This window comes from Kosakonia pseudosacchari, assembly GCF_015167415.1.
Lineage (GTDB): Bacteria > Pseudomonadota > Gammaproteobacteria > Enterobacterales > Enterobacteriaceae > Kosakonia > Kosakonia pseudosacchari.
In genome coordinates this window covers 1,152,921-1,177,223 of sequence record NZ_CP063425.1, presented here as the reverse complement: position 1 = coordinate 1,177,223, position 24,303 = coordinate 1,152,921, and the positions used below count along the sequence as shown (strand labels likewise).

The following is a 24,303-nucleotide window of genomic DNA, read 5'->3' as shown; positions in this document are numbered from 1 at the left end:
AAAAGATACCACCAGAACGACCAGCGCTCAAGGAAGCGGGATCGGCTGAAACGGTTAATGATACGTTTTCTTAGGGGATGCGAGAGTTAAAGAGGAAAGTGCCCGGTAACATCGGCAAGCCGGAAATGCGGCGATACAGAGATAAAAAAGGGAGGCCTGAGGCCTCCCTAATTGATCGATGATATCTGCTTATGACACCAGCAACTGGTTCATTCGGCGAATAAACTGGTTCGGATCTTCCAGCGTACCGCGTTCGGCGAACAACGCCTGATCCAGCAACAATTCGACCCATTCGTTAAACTGATTTTCGTCCTGCGTGTCAGCCGCGCGTTTCACCAGGGCGTGATCCGGATTGAGCTCGAAAATGTATTTCACTTCCGGCGCATTCTGGCCCGCCGCAGCGAACAGTTTCGCCATCTGGGTGCTCATCTCGTCGGCATCAGTCACTACCACGGCTGGCGTGTCGGTCAGACGGTGAGTCAGACGCACCTCTTTCACACGCTCACCGAGGAAGGATTTCACGCGCTCAACGAACGGTTCCAGCGCCTTTTCAGCTTCTTTTACGCTTTCATCCACTTCGTCTGCCAGTTTGTCCAGCGAAGCGTCAGCTTTGGCAACAGACTGGAACGGCTTGCCGTCGAACTCGGTCAGGTAGCTCATCATCCACTCGTCAATGCGATCGGAAAGCAACAGCACTTCGATGCCTTTCTTACGCAGCAACTCCAGATGCGGGCTGCTCTTCGCCGCGGCGTAGCTGTCGGCGGTGATGAAGTAGATCTTTTCCTGCCCTTCTTTCATGCGCGACACATACTCTTCCAGCGATACAGTTTGCGCGGAGGAGTCGTTGTGCGTGGAGGCAAAGCGCAGCAGTTTGGCGATGGTTTCCAGGTTCGCGTGGTCTTCGCCCGCGCCCTCTTTCAGCACCAGGCCAAACTGTTGCCAGAAGGTCTGGTATTTTTCCGCGTCATCTTTCGCCAGTTTTTCCAGCATTTGCAGCACGCGTTTGGTCAGCGCGGTGCGCAGGCTGCGCGTGACGCTGCTGTCCTGCAGGATTTCACGGGAAACGTTGAGCGGCAGGTCGTTAGAATCGACCAGGCCGCGCACAAAGCGCAGGTAGTTCGGCATGAACTGTTCGGCTTCGTCCATGATAAACACGCGCTGAACGTAGAGTTTCAGGCCATGTTTATGATCGCGGTTCCACATATCCCACGGCGCCTGCGACGGAATGTAAAGCAGGCTGGTGTACTCCTGTTTACCTTCCACGCGGTTGTGGCTCCAGATCAGCGGATCGGTAAAGTCGTGGGAGATATGTTTGTAGAACTCGTTGTATTCGTCGTCTTTGATTTCCGCTTTGTTACGCGTCCACAGTGCCTGCGCTTTGTTGATCTTTTCCCAGGAAACCACGGTTTCGCCGTCTTTCTCTTCCTGTTTTTCGATCTCTACCGGCAGGGCGATATGGTCGGAATATTTGCTGATAATCGAGCGTACGCGCCAGTCGTTGAGGAAATCATCTTCCCCTTCACGCAGGTGCAGGGTGATTTCAGTACCGCGATCGGCTTTGGTGATATCGGCAACGGTGTATTCACCCGCGCCTTCGGATTCCCAGAACACGCCATTTTCAGCGCTTTCACCCGCCGCGCGAGTGCGCACGGTCACTTTATCGGCAACGATGAATGCCGAATAGAAACCGACGCCGAACTGACCAATCAGCTGGCTGTCTTTCGCCTGATCGGACCCCATTGATTCCAGAAACGCCTTGGTACCCGATTTTGCAATCGTCCCCAGGTGGTCGATCACTTCATCGCGCGTCATACCAATGCCGTTATCAGCGATGGTCAGCGTACGCTTCTCTTTATCAAAGGAGACGCGCACATGCAGATCGCCATCGCCTTCGTACAGTTCCGGTTTGGACAGTGCGCGGAAACGCAGTTTATCCGCCGCATCCGAGGCGTTGGAGATAAGCTCACGCAGGAAGATTTCTTTGTTCGAATAAAGAGAATGGATCATCAAGTGCAGAAGCTGTTTCACTTCAGACTGAAAACCGCGAGTTTCTTGTCCTTTCATTGGGAAAACCTCAACAATGCCATTTACAAGGTAAAAATGCGTTGAGGGAGAAGTGGGGATATTGGCGGGAAATTTCAAGCGGAGGCAAAAATTTCTGCCTCCGTTTGGTTAAAAACGAATCTTGTGGCGGCCGGCCAGCGAGTGCGACAGCGTCGTCCCGTCAACCATTTCCAGTTCGCCGCCCACCGGCACGCCGTGGGCGATACGGCTGGCTTCCACACCATACTGCGCGCAAAGCTCAGCAATATAGTTAGCGGTCGCTTCGCCTTCCACCGTCGGGTTGGTGGCGAGGATCAGTTCCTGGATTTTCTCGGACGCCAGACGCTGCTCCAGCCGGTCAAGGCCAATGTCGTCCGGGCCGATACCGTCGAGCGGAGACAGATGCCCCATCAGCACAAAGTAACGACCGGAAAACTGCCCGGTCTGCTCAATGGCGTAGATATCTGCCGGGCTTTCCACCACACAGATTTGACCGTTTTCCTGGCGTCGCGGGTTGCTGCAAATGTTGCAGACTTCCTGCTCGGTGAACGTGCGGCAATCGGCGCAGTGGCCGATTTCCGACATCGCCCGAGTGAGCGCCTGTGCCAGCCGCATGCCGCCGCTGCGATCGCGCTGCAACAGCGTAAACGCCATACGCTGCGCCGATTTCGGGCCAACGCCCGGCAAGCAGCGCAGTGCTTCCATAAGCTGCGTTAACAGCGGGCTGGTCTGCATCAGAACGGCATCTTAAAGCCTGGCGGCAGAGACATACCGGAAGAGACAGAGGCCATTTTCTCTTTCTGCGTTTCGTCAATGCGGCGAGCGGCATCGTTAAAAGCAGCGGCAACCAGATCTTCCAGCATCTCTTTGTCATCTTCCAGCAGGCTCGGATCGATCTCCACGCGACGGCAGTTGTGCGCGCCGTTGATGGTCACTTTTACCAGACCCGCGCCCGATTCGCCGGTCACTTCCAGCTGCGCGATCTCTTCCTGCATTTTCTGCATTTTTTCTTGCATCTGCTGGGCCTGCTTCATCAGGTTACCCAGACCGCCTTTTCCAAACATAGGCTTCTCTCTTTAGCTGTGGTGACTGACCAGAGTGATAAGTCACATTCAGGGTTGAAAACGGGTAGCCGCAGCTGCCCGTCAAAGGGGGCGAATACTCTCTTCGTCCAGATCCGCATCGAAAAAACGTTGCAGCGTCTGGATGTTGGTATCCGCAATGATCGACTCGCGCGCCTGCGCGAGCTTCTCCTCATAGATTGCCTGGCGCCACTCCAGCGGCGTACGCACTGCCGGATTATCATCTTCAATGATAGTCAGTTCAACCGCCGCGCCGTGTAATTCACTCAGCGCCTCACCCAGCGTTTTCAACGCGCCCTGCGAGTTTAGATGGCGCTGAGAGCTACGCAAATGCAGGCATATCCGTTCGCCGTCCTGCTCTTTCCAGGCGTTCAATGCCACCTGTTCGACCAGTTTCGGTAATTTGAGCTGGCTGACCTCTTTTGCCCAGGCGTCGCGTTCTATCGCCTCTTCCGCCAGTTTTTTCGCCAGTTCCGGCGTTTTTTCATGCTCCAACGCTTTTTTCAACGCTTTTGGCGTGGCGACAACTTCTTTTACCGTTTCCACGACCGTTGTCGCTTTCCAGCGGTAGGCCTCTTTTTTAGCCGGAGCCTGTTCGAGCGCCGACGGAGCCGGACGCGATTGCACGCGCTCGGTCACCGAAGCCAGTCGTTCCAGCGCGGCGTTACTCACCGGCCGCGCGCGGGTTGCGGCTGCCGGTTCACTCTTTTTTGCTTTGTCTGCTCCCTGGGCGCGTTGCAGTTGTCTGCGTGCTGCCAGCACCTGGCTGGTCGCATCGGGCATCGGCACATCTTGCGGTGGCGGCATCTGCGAAGGCATTTGCGGTGCGACAGCAACCTGCTGCGGCGCGACGACTGCCGTAGGCGCGACGGGAGCAAAAGATTGTTGGGGTGCTTCCGGCGCGACCAGCGGCATCCGCGGGTGGAAAGCCAGCGCGCGCAGCAGCGTCATCTCGACGCCCATACGCCTGTCCGGCGCAAACGGCAGCTCTTTGCGGCCAATCAGCAGCGTCTGGTAATAGAGCTGCACATCGGCGGGCGGCACCGTACGGGCCAGCTCGCGCAAACGGTGTTCAACGGGCGCCATATCGCTGCCAAGCGCTGCAGGCGTGAGCTGAACCATCGCGATGCGGTGCAGTAACGTTTGCATTTCCAGCAGCAACGCATCCCACTCGACGCCGCGTGAGGCCGCATCGTTCACCAGCACCATTGCGCGTTCGCCATTGGCGGCGACGACCGCTTCAACCAGCGACAGCGCCTGGTCGTCATTCAGCGTGCCGAGCATTGAACTGACCACGTCAGCAGACAGCTGGCCGTTGCCGCTGGCGATTGCCTGATCGGTCAGGCTCAGCGCATCACGCAGGCTGCCGTCGGCGGCGCGCGCCAGCAGTTGCAGCGCGCGGGATTCGTGTTCGATCTTCTCGTCATCGAGAATATGTTCGAGCTGGTTACGGATCTGGTCGACATCCAGCGCTTTAAGATGAAACTGCAAGCAACGGGAGAGGATGGTCACCGGCAGTTTTTGCGGGTCGGTGGTCGCCAGCAGGAATTTGACATGCTCGGGCGGCTCTTCCAGCGTCTTTAACAGCGCGTTAAAGCTGTGACGCGAGAGCATATGTACTTCATCGATGAGATAAACTTTGAAACGCCCGCGCGCCGGGGCGTACTGTACGTTGTCCAGCAGATCGCGCGTATCTTCCACTTTGGTGCGCGAGGCGGCGTCAATTTCTATTAAATCAACAAAGCGGCCCTGCTCGATTTCGCGGCAGTTATCACAGACGCCGCACGGTGTGGCGGTGATGCCGGTTTCGCAGTTAAGCCCCTTCGCCAGCAAGCGGGCAATAGAGGTTTTTCCGACACCACGGGTGCCAGAAAACAGATACGCATGATGGATGCGTCCTGAGGATAAGCCGTTCGCCAGTGCAGTCAGCACATGCTCCTGGCCGACGACGTCAGCAAAAGTTTGTGGTCGCCATTTTCGGGCTAAGACCTGATAACTCATTGGCAGGCTCTGAAACGCTGGAAGGTGGATTTACGAAGGGATAATGCTAACACAGCCAGGCTGTGAATACACTCCATCCCTCAGGCGTGAGGAATGGAGGTAATTGGCGTAAACAGCGCGATTAATGGCCCGGGAACGGCACCAGGCTGTAGCTGGTAATGCCCTGTTTTTGCAGGCGCTGCTCGCCGCCGAGGTCGAACAAATTAATGATAAATGCGGCGTCGGTCACTTCACCACCCAGACGACGAATCAGTTTTACCGTCGCCTCAATGGTGCCGCCAGTTGCCAGCAGGTCGTCCACCACCAGCACTTTATCGCCGGGCTGGATCGCATCAACGTGGATCTCTAACTGATCGGTGCCGTACTCCAGCTCATAGCTTTCGGCGATGGTTTCGCGCGGCAGTTTACGCGGTTTACGCACCGGTACAAAACCGACGCCCAGACCGAGTGCGACCGGCGCGCCAAACAGGAAGCCGCGCGCTTCGGTACCGACAACTTTGGTGATCCCGGCGTTTTTATAACGCTCAACCAGCAGTTCGATGCTGAGAGCGTACGCTTTCGGGTCTTCCAGCAAACTGGTGACATCACGGAACAGGATGCCCGGTTTCGGGTAATCCTGAATGCTTTTGATGCTGTTTTTAAGAAATTCAAGCTGCTGCGCAGTCGCTGTCATGGATTTTTGCCTGATAGAAACGGTATTACTCACGGTACGCGCGTTGAAGGCCTGATGTAACCTCTGATTAACATTTAATCAGCCGCACCCGTGCTCGAAAACGCTCGAATTTACTGGCACTCTGCCACAATTGCAACTGCCTTCGCTGCGCTTTATGGTTTTTGTTGCTTTGCATCAATCACCGGGATGCGCCACATAAAGAAAAGCAGACAGGCCAGGATGACCAGTAACAAAATTCGAACCCATAGCATGTTCACGAAATATAATGAAATGGCGAACGTAACCAGGATGACCGCAACCGCACGCGGCTTCGCCCCCGGCGGCATCGCGCGGTACTGCTGCCAGTGGCGCAGATAGCCGCCAAACCAGGAGCGGTAGAGCAGCCACTGGTGAAAACGCGGCGAAGAGCGGGCGAAGCACCATGCCGCCAGCAATATAAAAGGGGTGGTCGGGAGCAGCGGCAACACCACGCCGAGCGTACCAAGGGCTACCGCCAACCAGCCTATGATGATTAAAATAGTGCGTTGCATAATGCGAATCGTTATCAGGATGAGCGGCTAATGTAGCACAGTCAGGGTGATTTACAGGGGGAAGACGCGTGAAAAGCGCCGTGCTTTTACAGAGGCTGGAACAACAACTCGCGACGCTACGCCAGCAGGTCGCACCGCTGGCGCAACACGCCACGGTTAGCGCCCGTTTTGACAGGCATCTTTTTCAAACCCGCAGTACGCGAATGCAATCTTATCTTGATGAAAGCATAGCGAATATGGCGGCGCTACGCCACGCGGTTGAACATGAGCGGCTAGAACAAGTGATCTGGCTGGCGGAGCATTTGACCGCGCAAATCGCGGCGTTGACGCGTGAAAGCGCCGTCTGGTCATTACGCGAGTGGGATCACGCGTCGCCGGGCATCGCACGCTGGCAGCGTAGGCGCCTGAAGCATCAGGAATATGAGCGTCGGCTGCTGGTAATGAAACAAGCACGTGAACAGCGTTTGCGCTCGGTCACTACGCTTGTTGAACAGCAACAATTGCAGAAGGAAGTTGAAGTGTTTTCCGACAGGCTCACCCGTTGCCGCCATGCGCTGGAGAAGATCGAAGGTGTGCTGACGCGCTTAACCCGTTAACCCAGGAGAGAGAATGTCACTGGAAAATGCCCCGGATGAAGTCAAGCTGGCGGTGGATTTGATTATGTTGCTGGAGCAGCATGATATCGCGCCAGAACTGGTGCTCAAGGCGCTGGAGATTGTTAAAAAAGATTTTGAAAACAAACAACTGGCAGCCCCTCTCCCGTAAGAGAGGGGGCACATTTTTACTGTGCGACCGACGGTGTCGGATCGTCACCTTTTAGCTCACGCTTCACTTCGGTCAGCTCATCACCTTTATCATTACGCAGATGCACTTCCAGCTGATTGAAGGCGATATCAATATCGTTCTCACGACACAGCTTGTCGATGGTGCGGTTAAGCTCATCCACCGTATAGCTGCGATCGCGCAGTTCACGCACATACAGACGCAGCTCGTGATCCAGCGTACTGGCGCCAAAGGTAGTGAAGAAGACAGCAGGTTCCGGATCGTGCATCACTTTTGGATGCTCCATCGCCGCTTTCAGCAACACTTTTTTCACCTTGTCGAGATCTGAACCATACGCCACGCCTATACGGATCACCACGCGGGTAATGGTATCGGACAATGACCAGTTAATCAGGCGTTCGGTAACGAACGCTTTATTGGGGATGATGACCTCTTTGCGGTCAAAATCGGTAATGGTAGTGGCACGGATACGGATTTTGCTGACCGTACCGGAGAAAGTGCCAATGGTTACTGTATCGCCTATGCGCACCGGGCGTTCAAACAGAATAATCAGGCCGGAAACAAAGTTACCGAAAATTTCCTGTAAGCCGAACCCCAGACCAACCGACAGCGCGGCGGCGAGCCATTGCAGTTTGTCCCACGAGACGCCAAGCGAGCCAAACACCGTTAACGCGCCAACGGCAATGATGACGTAGTTAAGGATCGTGGTAACGGCATAGGACGAGCCCTGGCGCATATTCAGCCGCGAGAGGATCAATACTTCCAGCAAGCCCGGTAAGTTGCGGATCAGCGCCCATGCCACCACAAAGACAATCACCGCAAACAGCAAGCTGCCAAGCGTCACGCTTTTCGTCACCGCCGCGCCAGCTTCAGTGCCGTTGTAATGCCACAAGGTGATGCTGTCGAGGTAGGCGAAAACGGTGATCAAATCAGACCAAATCGCCCAGAACACCACGCCAAACAGCGCCACCATTACTAACATGGTGATACGCAGGGTTTGCTGGTTAACCTGCTCCAGCGCAATGGTCGGCTCTTCTTGCGGTTCAGCCCCTTCCGCACCCTCTTTCACCATGTTCTGCCGACGCGCCAGCGCACGGCGGTAGGCAATACGACGCGCCGCGACGCTTAAGCCACGAAGTACCGTCTGATAAAGCAAGTTCCAGATAATGACCAGGTAAACCGTTTCAATCCAGCGCCCGGAGAGGCGCAGCGTGGTGTAGAAATAACCCGTCGCCGTCAGCACCATTAAGGCAATCGGCACAATCGCCAGCACGGTGACCGTCACCAGACGTATGCTGTGCGACTCTTTATCATGCCAGCTTTCGCGGAACATCGGCCACACCAGCGCGGTGATCACCAGCAAGTTAATGAGAATGACAAACTGCCCGATCACATCATCCATCAGATGCAGCGGGGAGAGTTCTGATACCACCGACCAGAAATGCAACGGCAGTAATGCCAGACTGATGCGAACAATCTGCCGACGCCAGTGACTGGTGAGCTGGGCAGGCATATTGAAGTGGCTGACCGCCACGCCGTCTTTTTCCAGCACTTTCCAGCACAGGCCAAATACCAGCCAGAACAGCGCCAGTTTTTTACTGAATGCCCACAACAGCTCGCTAATATTTAGCTGCATGGTAAGCAGGATCAGGCCGACCGCAAGGATCAGCAAACAGACCGGCAGGGCACGAATAAGATCGATAAAAATCGCTTTCGGCGTATGCAGCTGGCTGTCGCTACGCAATTGCCCGACCTGGGCGGCAAGTTTTGCCTGGTAGCTTTTCAGCCAGCGCAAACGCCAGCGGATCAGCCCGGCAATCAGCAATAATGGCAAACCAGCCAGGAAAGCAATCGCCACCGCTGGCCAGGCTTTTTCCCAGTTAACGGTGATTTTGGTGCTTTTAATCTGGTCGCGTAGCGCTTTCGGGAAAGATTTGAACCACTCCCAGTCCATCGGCTTATTGCTGTTCACCCAGAAGATTTGCTGGGTCAGGATCTCTTGCAAGCTTTTCGACACGCTCATCAATTGCTGCTGATTCACCTGCAAGTTGATAGCCATCATGAGCTGGTTGCCAAGCTGCTTGTTCAATTGATCGAGCAGTTCGCGGCGCATATCCACCACTTGCAACAGCGCGTCATGAACCTCGTCATTAACGTCGGCCTGGTGCCCCTCTTCCAGTTTGGCGACAAAGTTATCGCTCTGGAACAGTGCGTCACGCTGCTGGTTGATGTCGAACTGCTCAAGACGCAGATCCGCAATGCGGTTGGTCATATCTTCCAGTTCATCCGCCGACGGTAATGTCTGCTGTTGCTGGTAGAGAATACGCGACAACAGCAAGCTGCCTTTCAATACGGAAATCTGTTCTTTTATATTGCGCTCAGACTGCAACGCACGATCGAGCCAGTTTTTCACCTTGATGTTCTGCTGCACCAGCGCGTTACCGCTCTCTGTCGCGGCAATCAATTTCTGGCTCAGTTGATGGTTAATATCCAGCTCTTGTTTTACCAGCGGGTTCGCCTGGATGCGCGCCGTTTCGTCCGGCGTGACCGCTTCTTGTGCGGTTTTTTCAGTTAGCGTCAGGCGCTTGCTGTTTACCGCTTCTTGCAATAACTGGAGCTGGTGCTCAAGACGGTTACTGTTCGCAGTCACGTAATCACGCTGCTTCTGCAGCGTATCTTGCAATACCGTGTTGCCTTCCAGGCTTTTGCGCAGCTGTTCGATCTGTGCATTGAGCAATGCCTGCTGTACCAGCAACAGGTTTTGCTGCGAAGGACGTAACGCGCCCTCGCCCGCTGCAGTGCCGTTCAGACGGTTGCGAATTTGCTGCAGTTGCTGCGAAGCGGAGTACATAGAATTCTGCACGCGCTCCGGCTGAGTCTGTAATGACACCAGTTGGCTGTTGTAATTGGATAAGTCGTTTTGCGCGGTTTGCAGATCTTCCAGCAGTTGCGACACGCGGGATTCCAGCTGTCGCAGGGAGAGCGAGGCCAGCGTTTTACGCGTCTCGTCGTCGTTGTCTTTATCATTCAGCGCGTTGAGCGCATCCGTTGCCTGGCGCAGTTTGTCTGGCGCTTGTGCAACTTTCTGCTTGAGCAGCGCGGTTTCTTGTTTGACCCGGTCAATTTTGTCGAGCGTGTCCAGCGTCTCCGTTAAATCCTGGATAACCAGTTTGTCCTGCGCGGAGTGCTCTTTTTGCTTATTCAGCGCGTCAAGCTGGTTTTGCACGTCGGTGCGGGAAGGCAAATCGTTGGTTGTCTGCGCCCGGGCGACGTTACTCGCGAGGCAAATAAAGACAAGAAACAATGCGGCGGCAAAAGCGGCGAACGTGTTTCGCGTGCGATAGTTGTGCAACATAATTTGAGCGATCGTTTTCTGTTCGGGAAGGCGGCCGGAATAGCCACGCGCGCAAGAATATCACGCTGTTATGCAACAACCTAGCAATGTGAGAAGCCTCCAGGAGAAATCCTGGCGGCTTGCAATTTATGCGTTGAGCGCGTGCGGCTCAGCGCGCAGCGTCGGACAGAGCTGGCACATCTCCAGAAGGATAGAAACGTAATCACGCGCTTCTTTTTTGAGATCAAAAGATTGCGGGGCAAAGAGCCAGTTTTCCATAATTCCTGAAATATAGGCACGAATAAGCACGGCAACGCGGCGGGTCAGTAGATTGTCCGGCAACAATTTTGCCTGCATACATTCGCGAAGTGTAAGCTCGATTCGATCATAGCTTTCGAGACACAAATTCCGCTGCGCTTCTTGCACAATCGCCATTTCACCGACAAACTCACATTTGTGAAAAATGATCTCCATCATTAAGCGACGCCGTTCTTCAACAACTGTTGCTTCAAGGATATAAACCAATATTTCTCTTAATACAGAGAGTGGATCGCCGGGGAATTTTGCCCGATACTCAGTCTCAAGATCGCTAATACTGGACTCTGATAGCTCCCATATTTCACTGAACAAATCCGACTTGTTTTTGAAGTGCCAGTAAATCGCGCCGCGAGTCACGCCTGCCGCCTGCGCAATTTCAGCCAGCGACGTTGCAGAAACGCCATTTTGCGAAAATAGACGCATGGCGACATCAAGAATGTGCTGACGAGTCTCCAGCGCCTGTTGTTTGGTTTTTCGTGCCATATGTTGGTGAATTTACAGGAGTCAGATTTACATACATTTGTGAATGTTTGTACCATAGCACGACCATTATATAAACGCAGCAATGGGTTTTTGGGCCATTGATCCATTGATCAATTTGAAATCGGACACTCGAGGTTTACTTATGAACAAAAACAGAGGGTTAACGCCTCTGGCGGTCGTTCTGATGCTTTCGGGCAGCTTAGCGCTTACAGGATGTGACGAAAAACCTGCGCAGCAGGGAGCAGGCCAGATGCCAGAAGTTGGCGTCGTAACGGTCAAAACTGAACCTCTGCAAATCACCACGGAACTGCCGGGCCGAACCAGTGCGTACCGCATTGCGGAAGTCCGCCCGCAGGTTAGCGGCATTATTTTAAAACGCAACTTCACGGAAGGCAGTGACGTTGAAGCTGGTGTCTCGCTCTATCAGATTGATCCGGCAACTTATCAAGCGGCTTACGACAGCGCGAAAGGTGATCTTGCTAAGGCGCAAGCTGCTGCGAATATCGCGCAGATGACCGTGAATCGTTATAAAAAATTGCTCGGCACCAAGTACATCAGCCAACAGGATTACGACACAGCCCAGGCGGATGCACAGCAGGCTAATGCGTCGGTTGTCGCCGCAAAAGCAGCGGTTGAAAGCGCACGCATCAATTTGGCTTACACTAAAGTGACCTCGCCCATTAGCGGCCGCACCGGTACATCAACCGTCACGGAAGGCGCGTTAGTGCAGAGTGGGCAAACGACTGCGCTGACTACCGTGCAGCAGCTTGACCCGATCTATGTTGATGTAACCCAGTCGAGCAACGACTTCCTGCGCCTGAAACAAGAGATGGCAAATGGTTCTCTGAAACAGGAAAACGGCAAAGCGAAAGTGCAGTTAGTCACCAATGACGGCATTCAGTATTCGCAAGCTGGTACGCTGGAGTTCTCCGGTGTGACCGTTGACCAGACCACCGGTTCTATCACGCTGCGTGCGGTGTTCCCGAACCCTGACCACACTCTGCTGCCGGGCATGTTTGTACGCGCCAAGCTTGAAGAAGGTGTAAACCCGAACGCGATGCTGGTTCCGCAACAAGGCGTTGCCCGTACGCCGCGCGGCGATGCAACAGTGATGGTGGTGGGCGAAGGCGACAAAGTTGAAATCCGTAATATCACTGCGGCTCAGGCCATTGGCGACAAATGGCTCGTAACGGATGGTCTGAAAGCCGGCGATCGCGTGATCATCACGGGCTTACAAAAAGTCAAACCAGGCGCGCAAGTGAAAGCGCAGGAAGTGACTTCTGACAATAAAGAGCAAGCCCAGGCCGGCGGCCAGTCAGAAAAACCGAAGTCTTAACTTAAACAGGAGCCGTTAAGACATGGCTAAGTTTTTTATCGATCGCCCCATATTTGCGTGGGTTATCGCGATTATCATCATGCTGGCGGGGGCGCTTTCGATCCTCAAATTGCCGGTGGCGCAGTATCCGACGATCGCGCCACCCGCAATTCAGATCACGGCTTCCTACCCAGGTGCTGATGCGAAAACGGTGCAGGATACCGTAACGCAGGTTATCGAACAGAACATGAACGGTATCGATAACCTGCTGTATATGTCCTCTGCCAGTGATTCCTCTGGTACGGTACAGATCACTATCACCTTCGATTCCGGTACTGATGCGGATATCGCGCAGGTTCAGGTGCAGAACAAACTGCAACTGGCGATGCCGTTGTTACCGCAAGAAGTGCAACAACAAGGTGTTAGCGTTGAGAAATCATCCAGTAGCTTCCTGATGGTTCTCGGTATGATCAGTACCGATGGCTCAATGACGCAGGAAGATATCGCCGACTATGTGGGCGCGACCATTAAAGATCCGGTCAGCCGTACTGCGGGCGTGGGTGATGTTCAGCTGTTCGGTGCGCAGTATGCGATGCGTATCTGGATGGATCCGAACAAACTCAATAACTTCCAGTTGACACCGGTTGACGTGATCGCGGCTATCAAAGCGCAGAACGCCCAGGTAGCGGCTGGTCAGTTAGGCGGTACACCGCCGGTGAAAGGGCAGCAGTTGAACGCCTCTATCATCGCGCAGACCCGTCTGACCTCAACCGACGAGTTTGGCAAAATCCTGCTGAAAGTGAACAGCGATGGTTCGCAGGTTCGTCTGCGCGATGTCGCGAAGATCGAACTGGGCGGCGAAAGCTATGACGTTATCGCCCGCTACAACGGTCAACCGGCAGCCGGTCTGGGGATTAAACTGGCTACCGGCGCGAACGCGCTGGATACCGCAGAAGCGGTACGCGCAACCATTGCCAAACTGGAACCCTTCTTCCCGCACGGTCTGAAAGTGGTTTACCCGTACGACACCACCCCGTTCGTTAAGATCTCTATTAACGAAGTGGTGAAAACGCTGGTTGAAGCGATCGTGCTGGTGTTCCTGGTAATGTATCTGTTCCTGCAGAATTTCCGCGCAACGCTTATCCCAACCATCGCGGTGCCGGTGGTGCTGCTCGGGACTTTCGCCATACTCGCCGCGTTTGGCTACTCGATAAACACCCTCACCATGTTCGGTATGGTACTGGCGATAGGTCTGCTCGTGGACGACGCCATCGTGGTGGTGGAAAACGTCGAGCGTGTGATGATGGAAGAAGGCTTGCCGCCGAAAGAGGCGACACGCCGCTCTATGGAGCAGATTCAGGGCGCGCTGGTTGGTATTGCGTTGGTTCTGTCAGCCGTATTTATCCCGATGGCCTTCTTTGGTGGTTCTACCGGCGCTATCTATCGCCAGTTCTCGATCACTATCGTTTCTGCGATGGTGCTCTCTGTACTGGTAGCGTTGATCCTGACGCCTGCGCTGTGCGCCACAATGCTGAAACCGGTCGCCAAAGGCGATCACGGCGAAGGCAAAAAAGGCTTCTTCGGTTGGTTCAACCGCATGTTCGAGAAGAGCACGCACCATTACACCGACAGCGTGGGCAACATCCTGCGCAGCACCGGTCGCTATTTGCTGCTCTATATCATTATCGTTGCGGGCATGGCGGTGCTGTTTGTGCGTCTGCCAAGTTCGTTCCTGCCGGATGAAGACCAGGGTGTATTTCTGACCATGGCTCAGCTACCTGCGGGTGCGACACAAGAACGTACGCAGAAAGTGCTGGATGAAGTGACGAAGTATTATCTGGAAAACGAGAAAGACAATGTGAACTCCGTCTTTACCGTTAACGGTTTCGGCTTCTCCGGTCGCGGTCAGAACACTGGTCTGGCATTCGTTTCGCTGAAAAACTGGGATGAACGTCCAGGCGAAGCGAACAAGGTTCCTGCGATTGCGGGTCGTGCCAGCGCGCACTTTGCGTCCATTAAAGATGCGATGGTCTTCGCCTTCAACCTGCCAGCGATTGTCGAGCTGGGTACGGCTACCGGCTTTGACTTCCAGTTAATTGATCAGGCCAACCTCGGTCATGAGAAGTTAACGCAGGCGCGTAACCAGCTGTTTGGTGAAATCGCGCAGCATCCGGATCTGCTGGTCGGCGTGCGCCCTAACGGGCTTGAAGATACACCGCAATTCAAGATCGATATCGATCAGGAAAAAGCGCAGGCGTTGGGCGTATCGATTAGCGATATCAACACCACACTGGGAGCAGCATGGGGTGGCAGCTATGTTAACGACTTCATCGACCGCGGTCGCGTGAAGAAAGTGTACGTGATGTCGCAGGCGAAATACCGCATGCTGCCAAGCGACATCGGTAACTGGTATGTCCGTGCGACCGATGGTCAGATGGTGCCGTTCTCGGCCTTCTCCACCACGCACTGGGAGTATGGTTCACCGCGTCTGGAACGTTACAACGGTTTGCCGTCAATGGAACTTCTTGGTCAGGCAGCGCCGGGTAAAAGTACTGGTGAAGCGATGGCAATGATGGAAGAACTGGCCAGCAAATTGCCTACCGGTATCGGTTATGACTGGACGGGGATGTCCTACCAGGAACGTCTCTCCGGTAACCAGGCGCCAGCGCTGTACGCCATTTCGCTGATTGTGGTCTTCCTCTGTCTGGCGGCACTGTATGAGAGCTGGTCGATTCCGTTCTCGGTCATGCTGGTGGTGCCACTGGGGGTAGTTGGTGCGTTACTGGCGGCGACTTTCCGTGGCCTGACCAATGACGTGTACTTCCAGGTAGGCCTGCTGACAACCATTGGCTTGTCGGCTAAGAACGCGATACTTATCGTCGAATTCGCCAAGGATCTCATGGATAAAGAGGGCAAAGGGCTGATAGAAGCGACGCTCGAAGCAGTACGTATGCGTTTGCGCCCGATTCTGATGACGTCTCTGGCGTTTATCCTCGGGGTACTGCCGTTGGTTATCAGCTCCGGTGCAGGTTCCGGCGCGCAGAACGCCGTAGGTACAGGCGTTATGGGCGGGATGATCACCGCAACCGTACTGGCTATCTTCTTCGTTCCGGTGTTCTTTGTGGTGGTCCGCCGCCGCTTTAGCCGCCGCAGCGAAGATATCGAACATAGCCACAAAGTTGAGCAGCACTAAGTTTCTCAGTCTCTATATTAGAAAAGGCCGCACTTAGCGGCCTTTTTCACATCAACTCATCCGCCCATAAACGCTCATTAAAAGCATTTATTGTCTGTTTGTTTATTTTATGCTGCAAATATAAGGCATATAATAACTGTGTATTTGGGATACAACTTTGATGCCAGGTAATACTCTTAATTAGCTGGTACAATCAGATTAAGTCAGAAAAATCCTGGTATAAAAATATTCCGATTTGAGGAATAATCTCAATAGCGCTAACTTAATGAATCGTAAGGAAGCTCGAACAATAAAGCGCATAAACGCAACATTTTATCTCCGTTAAGTTGATTGCTATTTCGTCCATTTTGGACAAGAAAACATATTATTTGTAATTTTTCATGATGGCACCATGAAATCTTATTCAGACTAGCTTATAGTTATATCAACATCATAAAGCAGCCTGTGTCTCTGGTCAGAGCAGAAGTTTCCCATCCTGAAACAGTGTTTGGTTAGTAAAAAAAATTACCACTCAGAAGGGGATGCGTTATGGACGAATACTCGCCGAAAAGGCATGATATTGCGCAGCTCAAATTTCTCTGCGAAACGTTGTACCATGACTGCCTCGTTAATCTTGAAGAGAGCCATCATGGGTGGGTTAACGATCCTACTTCAGCAATCAATTTGCAGTTAAACGAGCTGATAGAACACATAGCCACTTTCGCACTTAATTATAAAATTAAGTACAATGAAGATAATAAGCTGATTGAACTGATAGACGAATACCTCGACGATACGTTTATGTTGTTCAGTAGCTATGGCATAAATACACACGACTTACAGAAATGGCGCAAAACAGGTAACAAATTGTTCCGCAGTTTCGTCAATGTAAGCAAGGCTAATCCCGTTAGCCACTCTTGTTAATTTTTCAACACTAAGGTGAAGGTATGTCCGAAAAACCATTAACAAAAATTGATTATTTGATGCGTTTAAGACGCTGTCAGACAATTGATACCCTTGAGCGTGTAATTGAAAAAAATAAATACGAACTTCCCGACGAGGAACTCGCGGTGTTTTATTCAGCAGCCGATCATCGTCTGGCAGAACTGACCATGAATAAGCTTTATGACAAAATCCCCTCCTCCGTGTGGAAGTTTGTGCGCTAATTCTCCTGAATGTTTATCGAAGATTTTTCTACCGCAACATGGCGTTCAACCTTGGTGACAGGTGTATCCGCTCCCAATGAATGATGAAAAACAAAAAATGACAGCCGGCCTGCCCTACCGCCCGTCTGATGAAACCTTGCGTTCCGACCGTCTGCGTGCCCGGCAGTTGCTTCATCGTTATAACCATTCAGGCCCGGAGGAAAAAGCTGAACGCAAAGCCATCCTCAACGATCTTCTTGGTCAAAGTGAAGGCGCTTATATCGAACCCAATTTCCGCTGTGACTATGGATACAATATTTTCCTCGGTAAGTCGTTTTACGCGAATTTTGATTGCGTGATGCTCGATGTCTGCCCTATTCACATCGGCGACAATTGCATGCTGGCACCAGGCGTCCATATTTACACCGCCACACATCCGGTTGATGCCGCTGAACGCATAAGCGGCATTGAATATGGAAAACCGGTCACCGTTGGTCATAACGTCTGGATTGGCGGGCGAGCGGTGATTAATCCTGGCGTCACTATCGGGGATAACGCTGTCATTGCTTCCGGTGCGGTGGTGGTCAAAGATGTGCCACCCAATGTCGTCGTCGGTGGTAACCCGGCGCAGATCATCAAGACATTGCCCCCCACCGCGCTGTAACTGTTATCGTTTTTTGTGGTGAAACTGTTACTTTTTTCACATATGGTGGCAACTTAAAATAGGCTGTCCACCTGCAAAAACAGTATCAACATAGGCGTAAGATGACAGAGATACAGCGGCTGCTCACCGAAACGATTGAAGAGATCAATCAGCGCGAGAAACGGGATAACCGGCCGCGCTTCAGCATCAGTTTTATTCGCAACCATCCAGGCTTGTTTATCGGCATGTATCTGGCCTGGTTTGCTACGCTCGCCGTGATGCTGCAATCCGAAACCCTCTCCGGTTCGGTATGGTTGCTGATTGTTCTGTTCATCGTGCTAAATGGCTTTTTCTTTTTCGACGTTTACCCGCGCTACAACTACGACGATATCGATGTTCTCGATTTTCGCGTCTGTTATAACGGCGAGTGGTACAACACCCGTTTTGTGCCTGATGGTTTGATTGAGGCCATTCTTCACTCGCCTAATGTAGATGACGAACACAAAGCGCAGCTACAGAAAATGGTGGAGCGTAAAGGTGAACTCTCTTTTTACGATGTCTTCACCCTTACCCGCCCTGCTGGCGCACAATCAGCCGGTTAAGCGCACCCACCGCCGCCGGAAACCGTGCGGCGGAAGTATTACCGTACCCTAAAACCAGCCCACTCGATGCTGCGTTTTGCTCGAGCCAGAAACGGCTTAACGCATGCGGCGCAAGCTGAAGTTTGTGCGCTTCGCGGACAAGGGCTTGATCGTCAACCCCCGGAATCGACAACGCTAAATGCAGCCCACCGCCGCCGCCATAAATATGATGTTCAACCCGCATCTCACTGTGTAACGTTTCCAGCAAATGTGCCTGCCGCTTGCGGTAGAGACGCCGCATCGCCGCCAGATGGCGCGTGTAATGCCCCTCTTCAATAAAACGCGCCAGCGTCAGTTGTTCTGCCCGGTGGCCACCGCGCAATAAACTACCAATAACCGGCGCGGCAGCCTGCGCCAGGGCGGGCGGCATAACCATAAAGCCAATACGCAGAGAGGGAAACAGCGTCTTGCTGAAGGTGCCGATATAGACCACCGGCGGATGAGCCACCATGCCGAGCATGGCTGGAATAGGCTCGCCGGGATAACGGAACTCGCTGTCATAATCGTCCTCTATAATCCAGCTCCCCGCAGAACTGGCATAATCCAGCAACGCCAGCCGCCGGGTTGCACTCATCACCTGGCCTAAGGGGTATTGATGCGACGGCGAGGTGTAAATAATGCGCGGCGTCGTTGCCGTAACGTCCAGCCTCATTCCTTCATTATCGACGCCGATGCCCGTGACATTTAACCCCGCCGATAGAAAGGCGGTTTTTGCTCCACCATAGCCAGGCTCTTCCACCCAGGCTTCATCACCGGCATCGCACAATAACCGCACACACAACATCAGTGCTTCCTGCGCACCTTCAGTGATCACAATCTGCTCGGCGTCGCAATGAATACCACGGGAAATCGCCAGATGACGCGCAATTGCCGTGCGCAGACGCAGTTCACCGGCAGATGCGCCATAATTCAATAACGTGCTGCCCTCATCACGCCATACTCGTTCCGTCAGACGCCGCCAGATAGCCAGCGGAAAATAGTTGGCGGCGGGAATGCCGGGAGTGAATGCCAGCGCGGGTGAATAACGCTGAACACCGCCGGGCAACTGTTGTACGCCGCGAGCCAGCCTGACCGGTGGCGGCGTCGGCGTTGAACGTTCAACATTTGCCAGGGTGGCGACACGCGTTCCTTGCCGGTCACGCAATACATATCCTTCCACCGCCAGTTGCTCAAGCGCCGTGTTAACGGTATTGCGCGAAAGCACCAACGCCTGCGCCAGCACGCGCGAACCCGGCAACCGGCTGCCCGATTTTAACCGACCATTAAGTATCGCATCACGCAGCGCCAGATAAAGCGTCCGCTGCCGTGTCGCGCCCGCGCGCGCCGCCAGTGGCTGACGCAGCAGCGCATATAGCTCATCGTCCGGAATGTTCATTTAACGCTCTCAATCGTGGCCCCATAAGACTATATCGGTATGGCTCTTTTTAGGGAACCAGTACCACGCTACGCTGACGGTACATCAAAAGGAGCCACAATGAACGCATTGAACGTATATCAACAGCCGATCGGCGCAGCGTTGCCGGACTGGCAACCGCGACCTTTCCCGGAGCGTGTAGTGCTGAAAGGCGATTATTGTCATCTCGAACCCTTGCAGCCAGGCCACGCCGCCGCGCTGTTCCAGGCGCATCAAAGTGCAGGCGACAACCGTAGCTGGACATGGCTGTTACGCGAACCCGAGCAGGATGAAGCCGCATTTGGCGCGTGGATCGCCAGCATATGCGACTTGCGTGATCCGCTTCATTTTGCCGTCATTGATAAGCCAACCGGTTTGCCGGTGGGTAGCTTATCGTTGATGCGGATTGATGAAAAAAACGGTGTGGTGGAAGTGGGAAGCGTGCATTTTTCGCCCCTGCTAAGCCGGACCCCGGCATCAACTGAAGCACAATGGTTACTGATGCGCTACGTCTTCGACACGCTTGGCTATCGCCGCTATGAGTGGAAATGCAACAGCCTGAATGAACCTTCACGCCGGGCCGCGCTGCGCTTAGGTTTTCAGTTTGAAGGCCGCTTTCGTCAGGCGCTGGTGAGTAAAGGCCATAACCGCGACACCGACTGGTTTTCAATTATTGATAGTGAATGGCCAGCCGTGAATAGCGCGCTGCAACGCTGGCTTGCCGCAGATAATTTCACGGCTGACGGCAAGCAGCGTTATTCCCTGGCATCGCTTCGCGCTTAGCGTCTTTTCTTTTTACCCTGCACGGCTTTGAAACGCGGGTTAGATTTGCAAATCACATACAAACGCCCCTTGCGCTTAACGATTTGGCAGTCAGGGTGGCGTTGTTTCGCGCTACGTAGTGAATTCAGCACCTGCATCATTTACTCCTTTTTATCGGCAAAAAAGCGGCCATAACGCTGCTGGAAACGCGCCGCGCTGCCTTCGTTAGCAATCACTTTCTGTTTACCGGTGTAATAGGGATGCGAAGCCGAAGAGACGTCAATCGTGACGTACGGATACGTCACGCCTTCCAGTTCAATTTCGCGGTCCGTTTTAATGGTTGAACCCACTTTGAAATACGCATTGGCGCTGGTGTCATGGAACACAACGGTACGGTAATGGGGGTGGATATCAGGTCTCATTATTCACTCTTTTGTTTTGTTATAACATAACAAAAGTCTATCGAACTTATTTCCCCATTTCAAGCGTTCCGCGTTATGCGTTTTTTGCAAAAGCACATGATCCTGCCCGGTCATAAATTAGAAAAGAACGTTATTGGTTGAAGTGTTTGTCATAAGGCAAGCTGTGACGACACCCAAATGTGAGGAAATGAAAATGCGCTGTTGTTGTCCCCGCCCCCTGAGCCAGAACCGACATCTTTTTACCGTCCCCGGAGAACACAATGACCGCGACAACACTGCCTATTCTCGATCTCGCCCGCTATACGCAACGCGCTGAGCGCGATACCTTTCTTGCCGACCTGCGCCATGCCGCACGCGATATCGGCTTCTTTTACCTGATTAACCACGGCGTCGATGACGCGTTGCAGCAGGCTGTCCAGCACGAAGCCCGGCAATTTTTCGCCCTTTCAGACGAGCAAAAACAGCAAGTGGCGATGATCCGCTCCCCGCATTTTCGCGGCTACAACCGCGCAGCTTCGGAGATCACCCGTGGGCAGCCTGACTGGCGCGAACAGTTTGATATTGGCGCGGAACGCCCGGCCTTGCTGCTCAGCGAAGACGACCCGCGCTGGCGACGTTTACAAGGCCCAAACTTGTGGCCGGCGGCGCAACCAACGCTAAAACCCGCCCTGCTTAACTGGCAACAGGCGATGACCAACATGGCGATCACCTTGCTGCGCGCCTTTGCCGAGGCGCTGCAACTGCCCGCCAACGCCTTTGATGCGCTGTATGGCAGCAAGCCCAACGAACACATCAAACTGATCCGCTATCCCGGCCAGCAAAATACGCAGAGCTCACAGGGCGTGGGCGCGCATAAAGATTCGGGTTTCCTCAGCTTCCTCTTGCAGGACGAGCAAAAAGGGTTGCAGGTCGAAGTCGAACCTGGCCGCTGGATCGATGCGTTACCGCTGAAAGGAAGTTTTGTGGTCAATATTGGCGAGTTGCTGGAGCTGGCGACAAACGGTTATCTGCGCGCCACCGTGCACCGCGTGGTATCGCCCCCAGCCGGCCAGCAGCGCCTCTCTATCGCCTTCTTCCTCGGCGCGCAACTGGATGCCGTCGTCCCGCTTTACACACTGCCACCTGAGCTGGCGCAAGAAGCGCGCGGGCCAGAGAGCGACCCGCAAAATCCGCTGCTGCGCGACGTGGGATGGAACTACCTGAAAGGGCGTCTGCGCTCCCACCCGGATGTGGCGGAACGCTATTACCGCGATGTGCTGCGCGAACGCACAGAACAACTGATCGTCTAATAACAACACAGGAACACACACCATGAAACATGCCGCATTTACTCTGGCAGGGGTTGCACTGTCTCTTTCACTGGCCTGGTCCTCCGCTCAGGCGGCTGCCCTGCGCGTTGCTGCCGACCCGGTACCACATGCAGAAATTCTTAACTACATCAAAAAGATCGACCCGAAGCTGGATCTGCAAGTCGTTGAGCTAACCAGTGGGGCTAATGCCAACGAACTGCTGGCGAACGGCGACATTGACGCAAACTATTTCCAGCATGTTCCTTACCTGAAAGATCAGGAAAAAGCGCTGGGTAAAACCTTTGCCGTCGCCGCGACGGTACATATCGAGCCTCTCGGTATTTACTCGCACAAGTATAAAGATTTCAAATCGCTACCCAATAACGCCACCGTAGCCGTACCGAACAACGCCACCAACCTGAGCCGCGCCCTGTTCCTGCTGCAAGCGCAGGGATTAATAAAACTGAACAGTAAGTTCACCGACCCGGCAACCACGCTGGCAACGCCGAAAGATATTGCCGAGAATCCAAAGCATCTGAAGATCCTTGAGATTGAATCACCACAGATCCCGCGCTCGCTGGATGATGTCGATCTGGCGGTGATTAACGGTAACTACGCGCTGGAAGCCGGGTTAACTCCCGCGAAAGATGCGCTCGGCCTGGAGAGTGCAAGCCACAACCCGTATGCCAATATTCTGGTTACCAATCCGCAGTTGGCTAACGATCCGCGTATCAAAGAACTGGCGAAAGATCTCACCTCGCCGCAGGTGGCGGAGTTTATCCGTAAGCAATATAACGGCTCGGTGCTCCCGGTCGCGCCGCAGTCATGATAGAGATTGAAGGGCTGAGTAAAACCTATGCCGGAACAGGCCGACCGGCGCTGAAAGAGGTCTCGCTGAGCGTACCGAAGGGGGCGATTTACGGCATCCTCGGGCGCAGTGGCGCGGGCAAAAGCACGCTGATTCGCTGCCTTAATTTGCTGGAGCGGCCCACGGCGGGCCGCATTATTGTCAACGGCAAGGACATCACACAGTTAGACAAAGCGGCATTACGCGAGCATCGCCTGCGCACCGGCATGATTTTTCAGCACTTCAATTTACTGCATGCGCGCACGGTGGCCGACAACATCGCCGTGCCGCTGGAAATTGCCGGTGTCGCAAAAGCGCAGCGCCAGGCGCGGGTTGAAGAGCTACTCTGGCTGGTTGGCTTGAGTGAAAAAGCCAATGCTTTTCCCTCGCAGCTTTCCGGCGGGCAAAAACAGCGCGTCGGTATCGCCCGTGCGCTGGCGACAAGGCCAGACGTGCTGCTGTGCGATGAAGCCACCAGCGCGTTAGATCCACAAACCACCGCATCGGTGCTTGAGCTGCTGGCAGATATCAATCAAAAACTGAATCTCACCATTGTGTTGATTACTCACGAGCTGGAAGTGGTGAAAACCCTGTGCGATCACGCCGCGCTGCTGGAAAATGGCGAGCTTATCGAGAGCGGAAAAATCGCCGATTTACTGGTCGCGCCGTGGTCAAAACTGCGCCAGGCGCTATTACACGATCCGAAAGCCGAACAGGCCTTTTTGGCGCGTCATGGTTTTAACGGGAGGCCGTTATGCGTGGTCGCATGAGCTGGGAAGATCTCTGGCCGCTGCTGCTTAACGGTACGCTGGAGACAATTTATATGGTTGGGCTGGCGGCCTTTTTCACCGTACTGATTGGTTTGCCGGTCGGCGTGTTGTTATTTGTCTCCCGCAGCAACGGGCTGGCGCCAATGCCAAAACTCAATGCCTTGCTGGGTGCGGTGATTAACGTTGGCCGCTCGCTGCCTTTTATTGTGCTGCTGATTGCGCTGATCCCTTTTACCCGCGCGCTAATTGGCACCACGCTTGGCAGCACCGCTGCCGTGGTGCCCGTTACCATCGGCGCATTTCCCTTCTTCGCACGGTTAACGGAAAACGCGCTTGATGAAGTGGATTACGGGCGTATTGAAGCCATTCTCTCGATGGGCGGCAATCTGTGGCATGTGATTGCCAAAGCGCTGCTGCCGGAGGCGTTACCCACGCTGCTGGCAAGTATTACGCTTACCATCGTTATGCTGATTGGTTTCTCGTCGATGGCCGGCGTGATTGGCGGCGGCGGTCTTGGCGATCTGGCAATTCGTTACGGCTATCAGCGCTTTAACGATCAGGTCATGATCGGCACGGTGGTGATTCTGGTGGCGCTGGTGCAAGGGGTACAAATGGCGGGCGACAGGCTGGTGCGCCGCCTGGCGCACCGACGATAAG

At 53.9% G+C, this 24,303-nt stretch carries 24 protein-coding genes and 1 other annotated feature; of the genes, 13 read left to right on the top strand and 11 right to left on the bottom strand.

Annotation, left to right across the window (positions count from 1 at the left end; genetic code table 11):
* Positions 1–189: 189 nt before the first annotated feature.
* The 6 genes from htpG to IP581_RS05410 all read right to left on the bottom strand — a co-directional run bounded on the left by htpG (position 190) and on the right by IP581_RS05410 (position 6,329).
* Positions 190–2,064, bottom strand: coding sequence for a molecular chaperone HtpG (gene htpG / locus IP581_RS05435; RefSeq protein WP_193821927.1), 1,875 nt, complete (start codon positions 2,062–2,064; stop codon positions 190–192).
* A 108-nt stretch (positions 2,065–2,172) separates the two neighbouring features.
* On the bottom strand, positions 2,173–2,778 hold the full coding sequence (recR, locus tag IP581_RS05430) for a recombination mediator RecR (protein WP_017460002.1): 606 nt from the start codon (positions 2,776–2,778) through the stop codon (positions 2,173–2,175).
* The gene (locus IP581_RS05425) at positions 2,778–3,107 is read right to left on the bottom strand and encodes a YbaB/EbfC family nucleoid-associated protein (RefSeq protein ID WP_007373594.1); all 330 of its coding nucleotides are present in this window, start codon (positions 3,105–3,107) and stop codon (positions 2,778–2,780) included. Before IP581_RS05425 ends, recR begins: the two co-directional genes overlap by 1 nt.
* A gap of 81 nt (positions 3,108–3,188) precedes the next feature.
* A complete protein-coding gene (gene dnaX, locus IP581_RS05420; RefSeq protein ID WP_193821926.1) occupies positions 3,189–5,126 on the bottom strand; it encodes a DNA polymerase III subunit gamma/tau in 1,938 nt (645 codons plus the stop codon).
* Positions 3,792–3,856, bottom strand: a sequence feature (DnaX frameshifting element). It overlaps the preceding gene by 65 nt.
* A gap of 121 nt (positions 5,127–5,247) precedes the next feature.
* Entirely contained in the window at positions 5,248–5,799 is a 552-nt protein-coding gene (gene apt / locus IP581_RS05415) for an adenine phosphoribosyltransferase (protein WP_017459999.1), read from the bottom strand.
* A 152-nt stretch (positions 5,800–5,951) separates the two neighbouring features.
* Positions 5,952–6,329, bottom strand: a complete 378-nt coding sequence (locus IP581_RS05410; protein ID WP_193821925.1) for a DUF454 family protein — start codon at positions 6,327–6,329, stop codon at positions 5,952–5,954.
* Positions 6,330–6,397: 68 nt separating this feature from the next.
* On the opposite strand from IP581_RS05410, the gene priC reads away from it, so the two are divergent.
* Together priC and rsmS are read left to right on the top strand one after the other, a co-directional pair.
* Positions 6,398–6,925 (top strand): primosomal replication protein N'', encoded by a 528-nt coding sequence (gene priC / locus IP581_RS05405; protein ID WP_193821924.1) that lies wholly within the window; start codon positions 6,398–6,400, stop codon positions 6,923–6,925.
* A gap of 13 nt (positions 6,926–6,938) precedes the next feature.
* A complete protein-coding gene (rsmS, locus tag IP581_RS05400; RefSeq protein WP_020456812.1) occupies positions 6,939–7,094 on the top strand; it encodes a pleiotropic regulatory protein RsmS in 156 nt (51 codons plus the stop codon).
* A 16-nt stretch (positions 7,095–7,110) separates the two neighbouring features.
* Here the strand turns inward: rsmS and mscK are convergent, their stop codons facing one another.
* Together mscK and acrR are read right to left on the bottom strand one after the other, a co-directional pair.
* A complete protein-coding gene (gene mscK, locus IP581_RS05395) occupies positions 7,111–10,467 on the bottom strand; it encodes a mechanosensitive channel MscK (protein ID WP_193821923.1) in 3,357 nt (1,118 codons plus the stop codon).
* A 126-nt stretch (positions 10,468–10,593) separates the two neighbouring features.
* Positions 10,594–11,247, bottom strand: coding sequence for a multidrug efflux transporter transcriptional repressor AcrR (gene acrR / locus IP581_RS05390; RefSeq protein WP_086871139.1), 654 nt, complete (start codon positions 11,245–11,247; stop codon positions 10,594–10,596).
* A gap of 142 nt (positions 11,248–11,389) precedes the next feature.
* Here acrR and acrA point away from each other — a divergent pair, with 142 nt between their 5' ends.
* From acrA to IP581_RS05360, 6 genes are all read left to right on the top strand, one after another.
* Positions 11,390–12,583 (top strand): multidrug efflux RND transporter periplasmic adaptor subunit AcrA, encoded by a 1,194-nt coding sequence (gene acrA / locus IP581_RS05385; protein ID WP_086871137.1) that lies wholly within the window; start codon positions 11,390–11,392, stop codon positions 12,581–12,583.
* Positions 12,584–12,605: 22 nt separating this feature from the next.
* Complete coding sequence (gene acrB, locus IP581_RS05380; RefSeq protein ID WP_086871135.1) at positions 12,606–15,755, top strand: multidrug efflux RND transporter permease subunit AcrB; 3,150 nt, start codon at positions 12,606–12,608, stop codon at positions 15,753–15,755.
* Positions 15,756–16,283: 528 nt separating this feature from the next.
* Entirely contained in the window at positions 16,284–16,658 is a 375-nt protein-coding gene (gene tomB, locus IP581_RS05375) for an Hha toxicity modulator TomB (protein ID WP_017459991.1), read from the top strand.
* A 23-nt stretch (positions 16,659–16,681) separates the two neighbouring features.
* Positions 16,682–16,900, top strand: coding sequence for an HHA domain-containing protein (locus IP581_RS05370; protein WP_017459990.1), 219 nt, complete (start codon positions 16,682–16,684; stop codon positions 16,898–16,900).
* 76 nt (positions 16,901–16,976) lie between these two features.
* The gene (maa, locus tag IP581_RS05365) at positions 16,977–17,543 is read left to right on the top strand and encodes a maltose O-acetyltransferase (RefSeq protein WP_193821922.1); all 567 of its coding nucleotides are present in this window, start codon (positions 16,977–16,979) and stop codon (positions 17,541–17,543) included.
* Between the two features lie 101 nt (positions 17,544–17,644).
* A complete protein-coding gene (locus IP581_RS05360; RefSeq protein ID WP_086871131.1) occupies positions 17,645–18,124 on the top strand; it encodes a YlaC family protein in 480 nt (159 codons plus the stop codon).
* Here the strand turns inward: IP581_RS05360 and pdxR are convergent.
* A complete protein-coding gene (gene pdxR, locus IP581_RS05355; RefSeq protein ID WP_193821921.1) occupies positions 18,090–19,538 on the bottom strand; it encodes a MocR-like pyridoxine biosynthesis transcription factor PdxR in 1,449 nt (482 codons plus the stop codon). The genes IP581_RS05360 and pdxR overlap by 35 nt on opposite strands.
* A gap of 99 nt (positions 19,539–19,637) precedes the next feature.
* Between pdxR and IP581_RS05350 the strand changes: the two genes are divergently transcribed.
* Positions 19,638–20,339 carry a GNAT family N-acetyltransferase gene (locus IP581_RS05350; RefSeq protein WP_193821920.1) on the top strand — a complete coding sequence of 234 codons (702 nt, stop codon included), beginning with the start codon at positions 19,638–19,640 and terminating at the stop codon, positions 20,337–20,339.
* On the opposite strand, the gene ykgO is transcribed toward IP581_RS05350, so the two are convergent.
* Both ykgO and IP581_RS05340 read right to left on the bottom strand, forming a co-directional pair.
* Positions 20,336–20,476, bottom strand: a complete 141-nt coding sequence (gene ykgO, locus IP581_RS05345; RefSeq protein ID WP_025263710.1) for a type B 50S ribosomal protein L36 — start codon at positions 20,474–20,476, stop codon at positions 20,336–20,338. The genes IP581_RS05350 and ykgO overlap by 4 nt on opposite strands.
* A 3-nt stretch (positions 20,477–20,479) precedes the next feature.
* Positions 20,480–20,740 carry a type B 50S ribosomal protein L31 gene (locus IP581_RS05340; RefSeq protein WP_086871125.1) on the bottom strand — a complete coding sequence of 87 codons (261 nt, stop codon included), beginning with the start codon at positions 20,738–20,740 and terminating at the stop codon, positions 20,480–20,482.
* A gap of 260 nt (positions 20,741–21,000) precedes the next feature.
* On the opposite strand from IP581_RS05340, the gene IP581_RS05335 reads away from it, so the two are divergent.
* From IP581_RS05335 to IP581_RS05320, 4 genes are read left to right on the top strand one after another with little or no spacing between them, the layout of a single operon-like run.
* The gene (locus IP581_RS05335) at positions 21,001–22,029 is read left to right on the top strand and encodes an isopenicillin N synthase family dioxygenase (protein ID WP_193821919.1); all 1,029 of its coding nucleotides are present in this window, start codon (positions 21,001–21,003) and stop codon (positions 22,027–22,029) included.
* Positions 22,030–22,051: 22 nt separating this feature from the next.
* The gene (locus tag IP581_RS05330; protein WP_193821918.1) at positions 22,052–22,858 is read left to right on the top strand and encodes a MetQ/NlpA family ABC transporter substrate-binding protein; all 807 of its coding nucleotides are present in this window, start codon (positions 22,052–22,054) and stop codon (positions 22,856–22,858) included.
* Positions 22,855–23,646 (top strand): methionine ABC transporter ATP-binding protein, encoded by a 792-nt coding sequence (locus IP581_RS05325; RefSeq protein WP_193821917.1) that lies wholly within the window; start codon positions 22,855–22,857, stop codon positions 23,644–23,646. The genes IP581_RS05330 and IP581_RS05325 overlap by 4 nt, the downstream gene beginning before the upstream one ends.
* Positions 23,643–24,302: a methionine ABC transporter permease gene (locus tag IP581_RS05320; protein ID WP_162494948.1), complete on the top strand. Its 660-nt coding sequence runs from the start codon at positions 23,643–23,645 to the stop codon at positions 24,300–24,302. The genes IP581_RS05325 and IP581_RS05320 overlap by 4 nt, the downstream gene beginning before the upstream one ends.
* The last annotated feature ends 1 nt before the right edge of the window (position 24,303 follow it).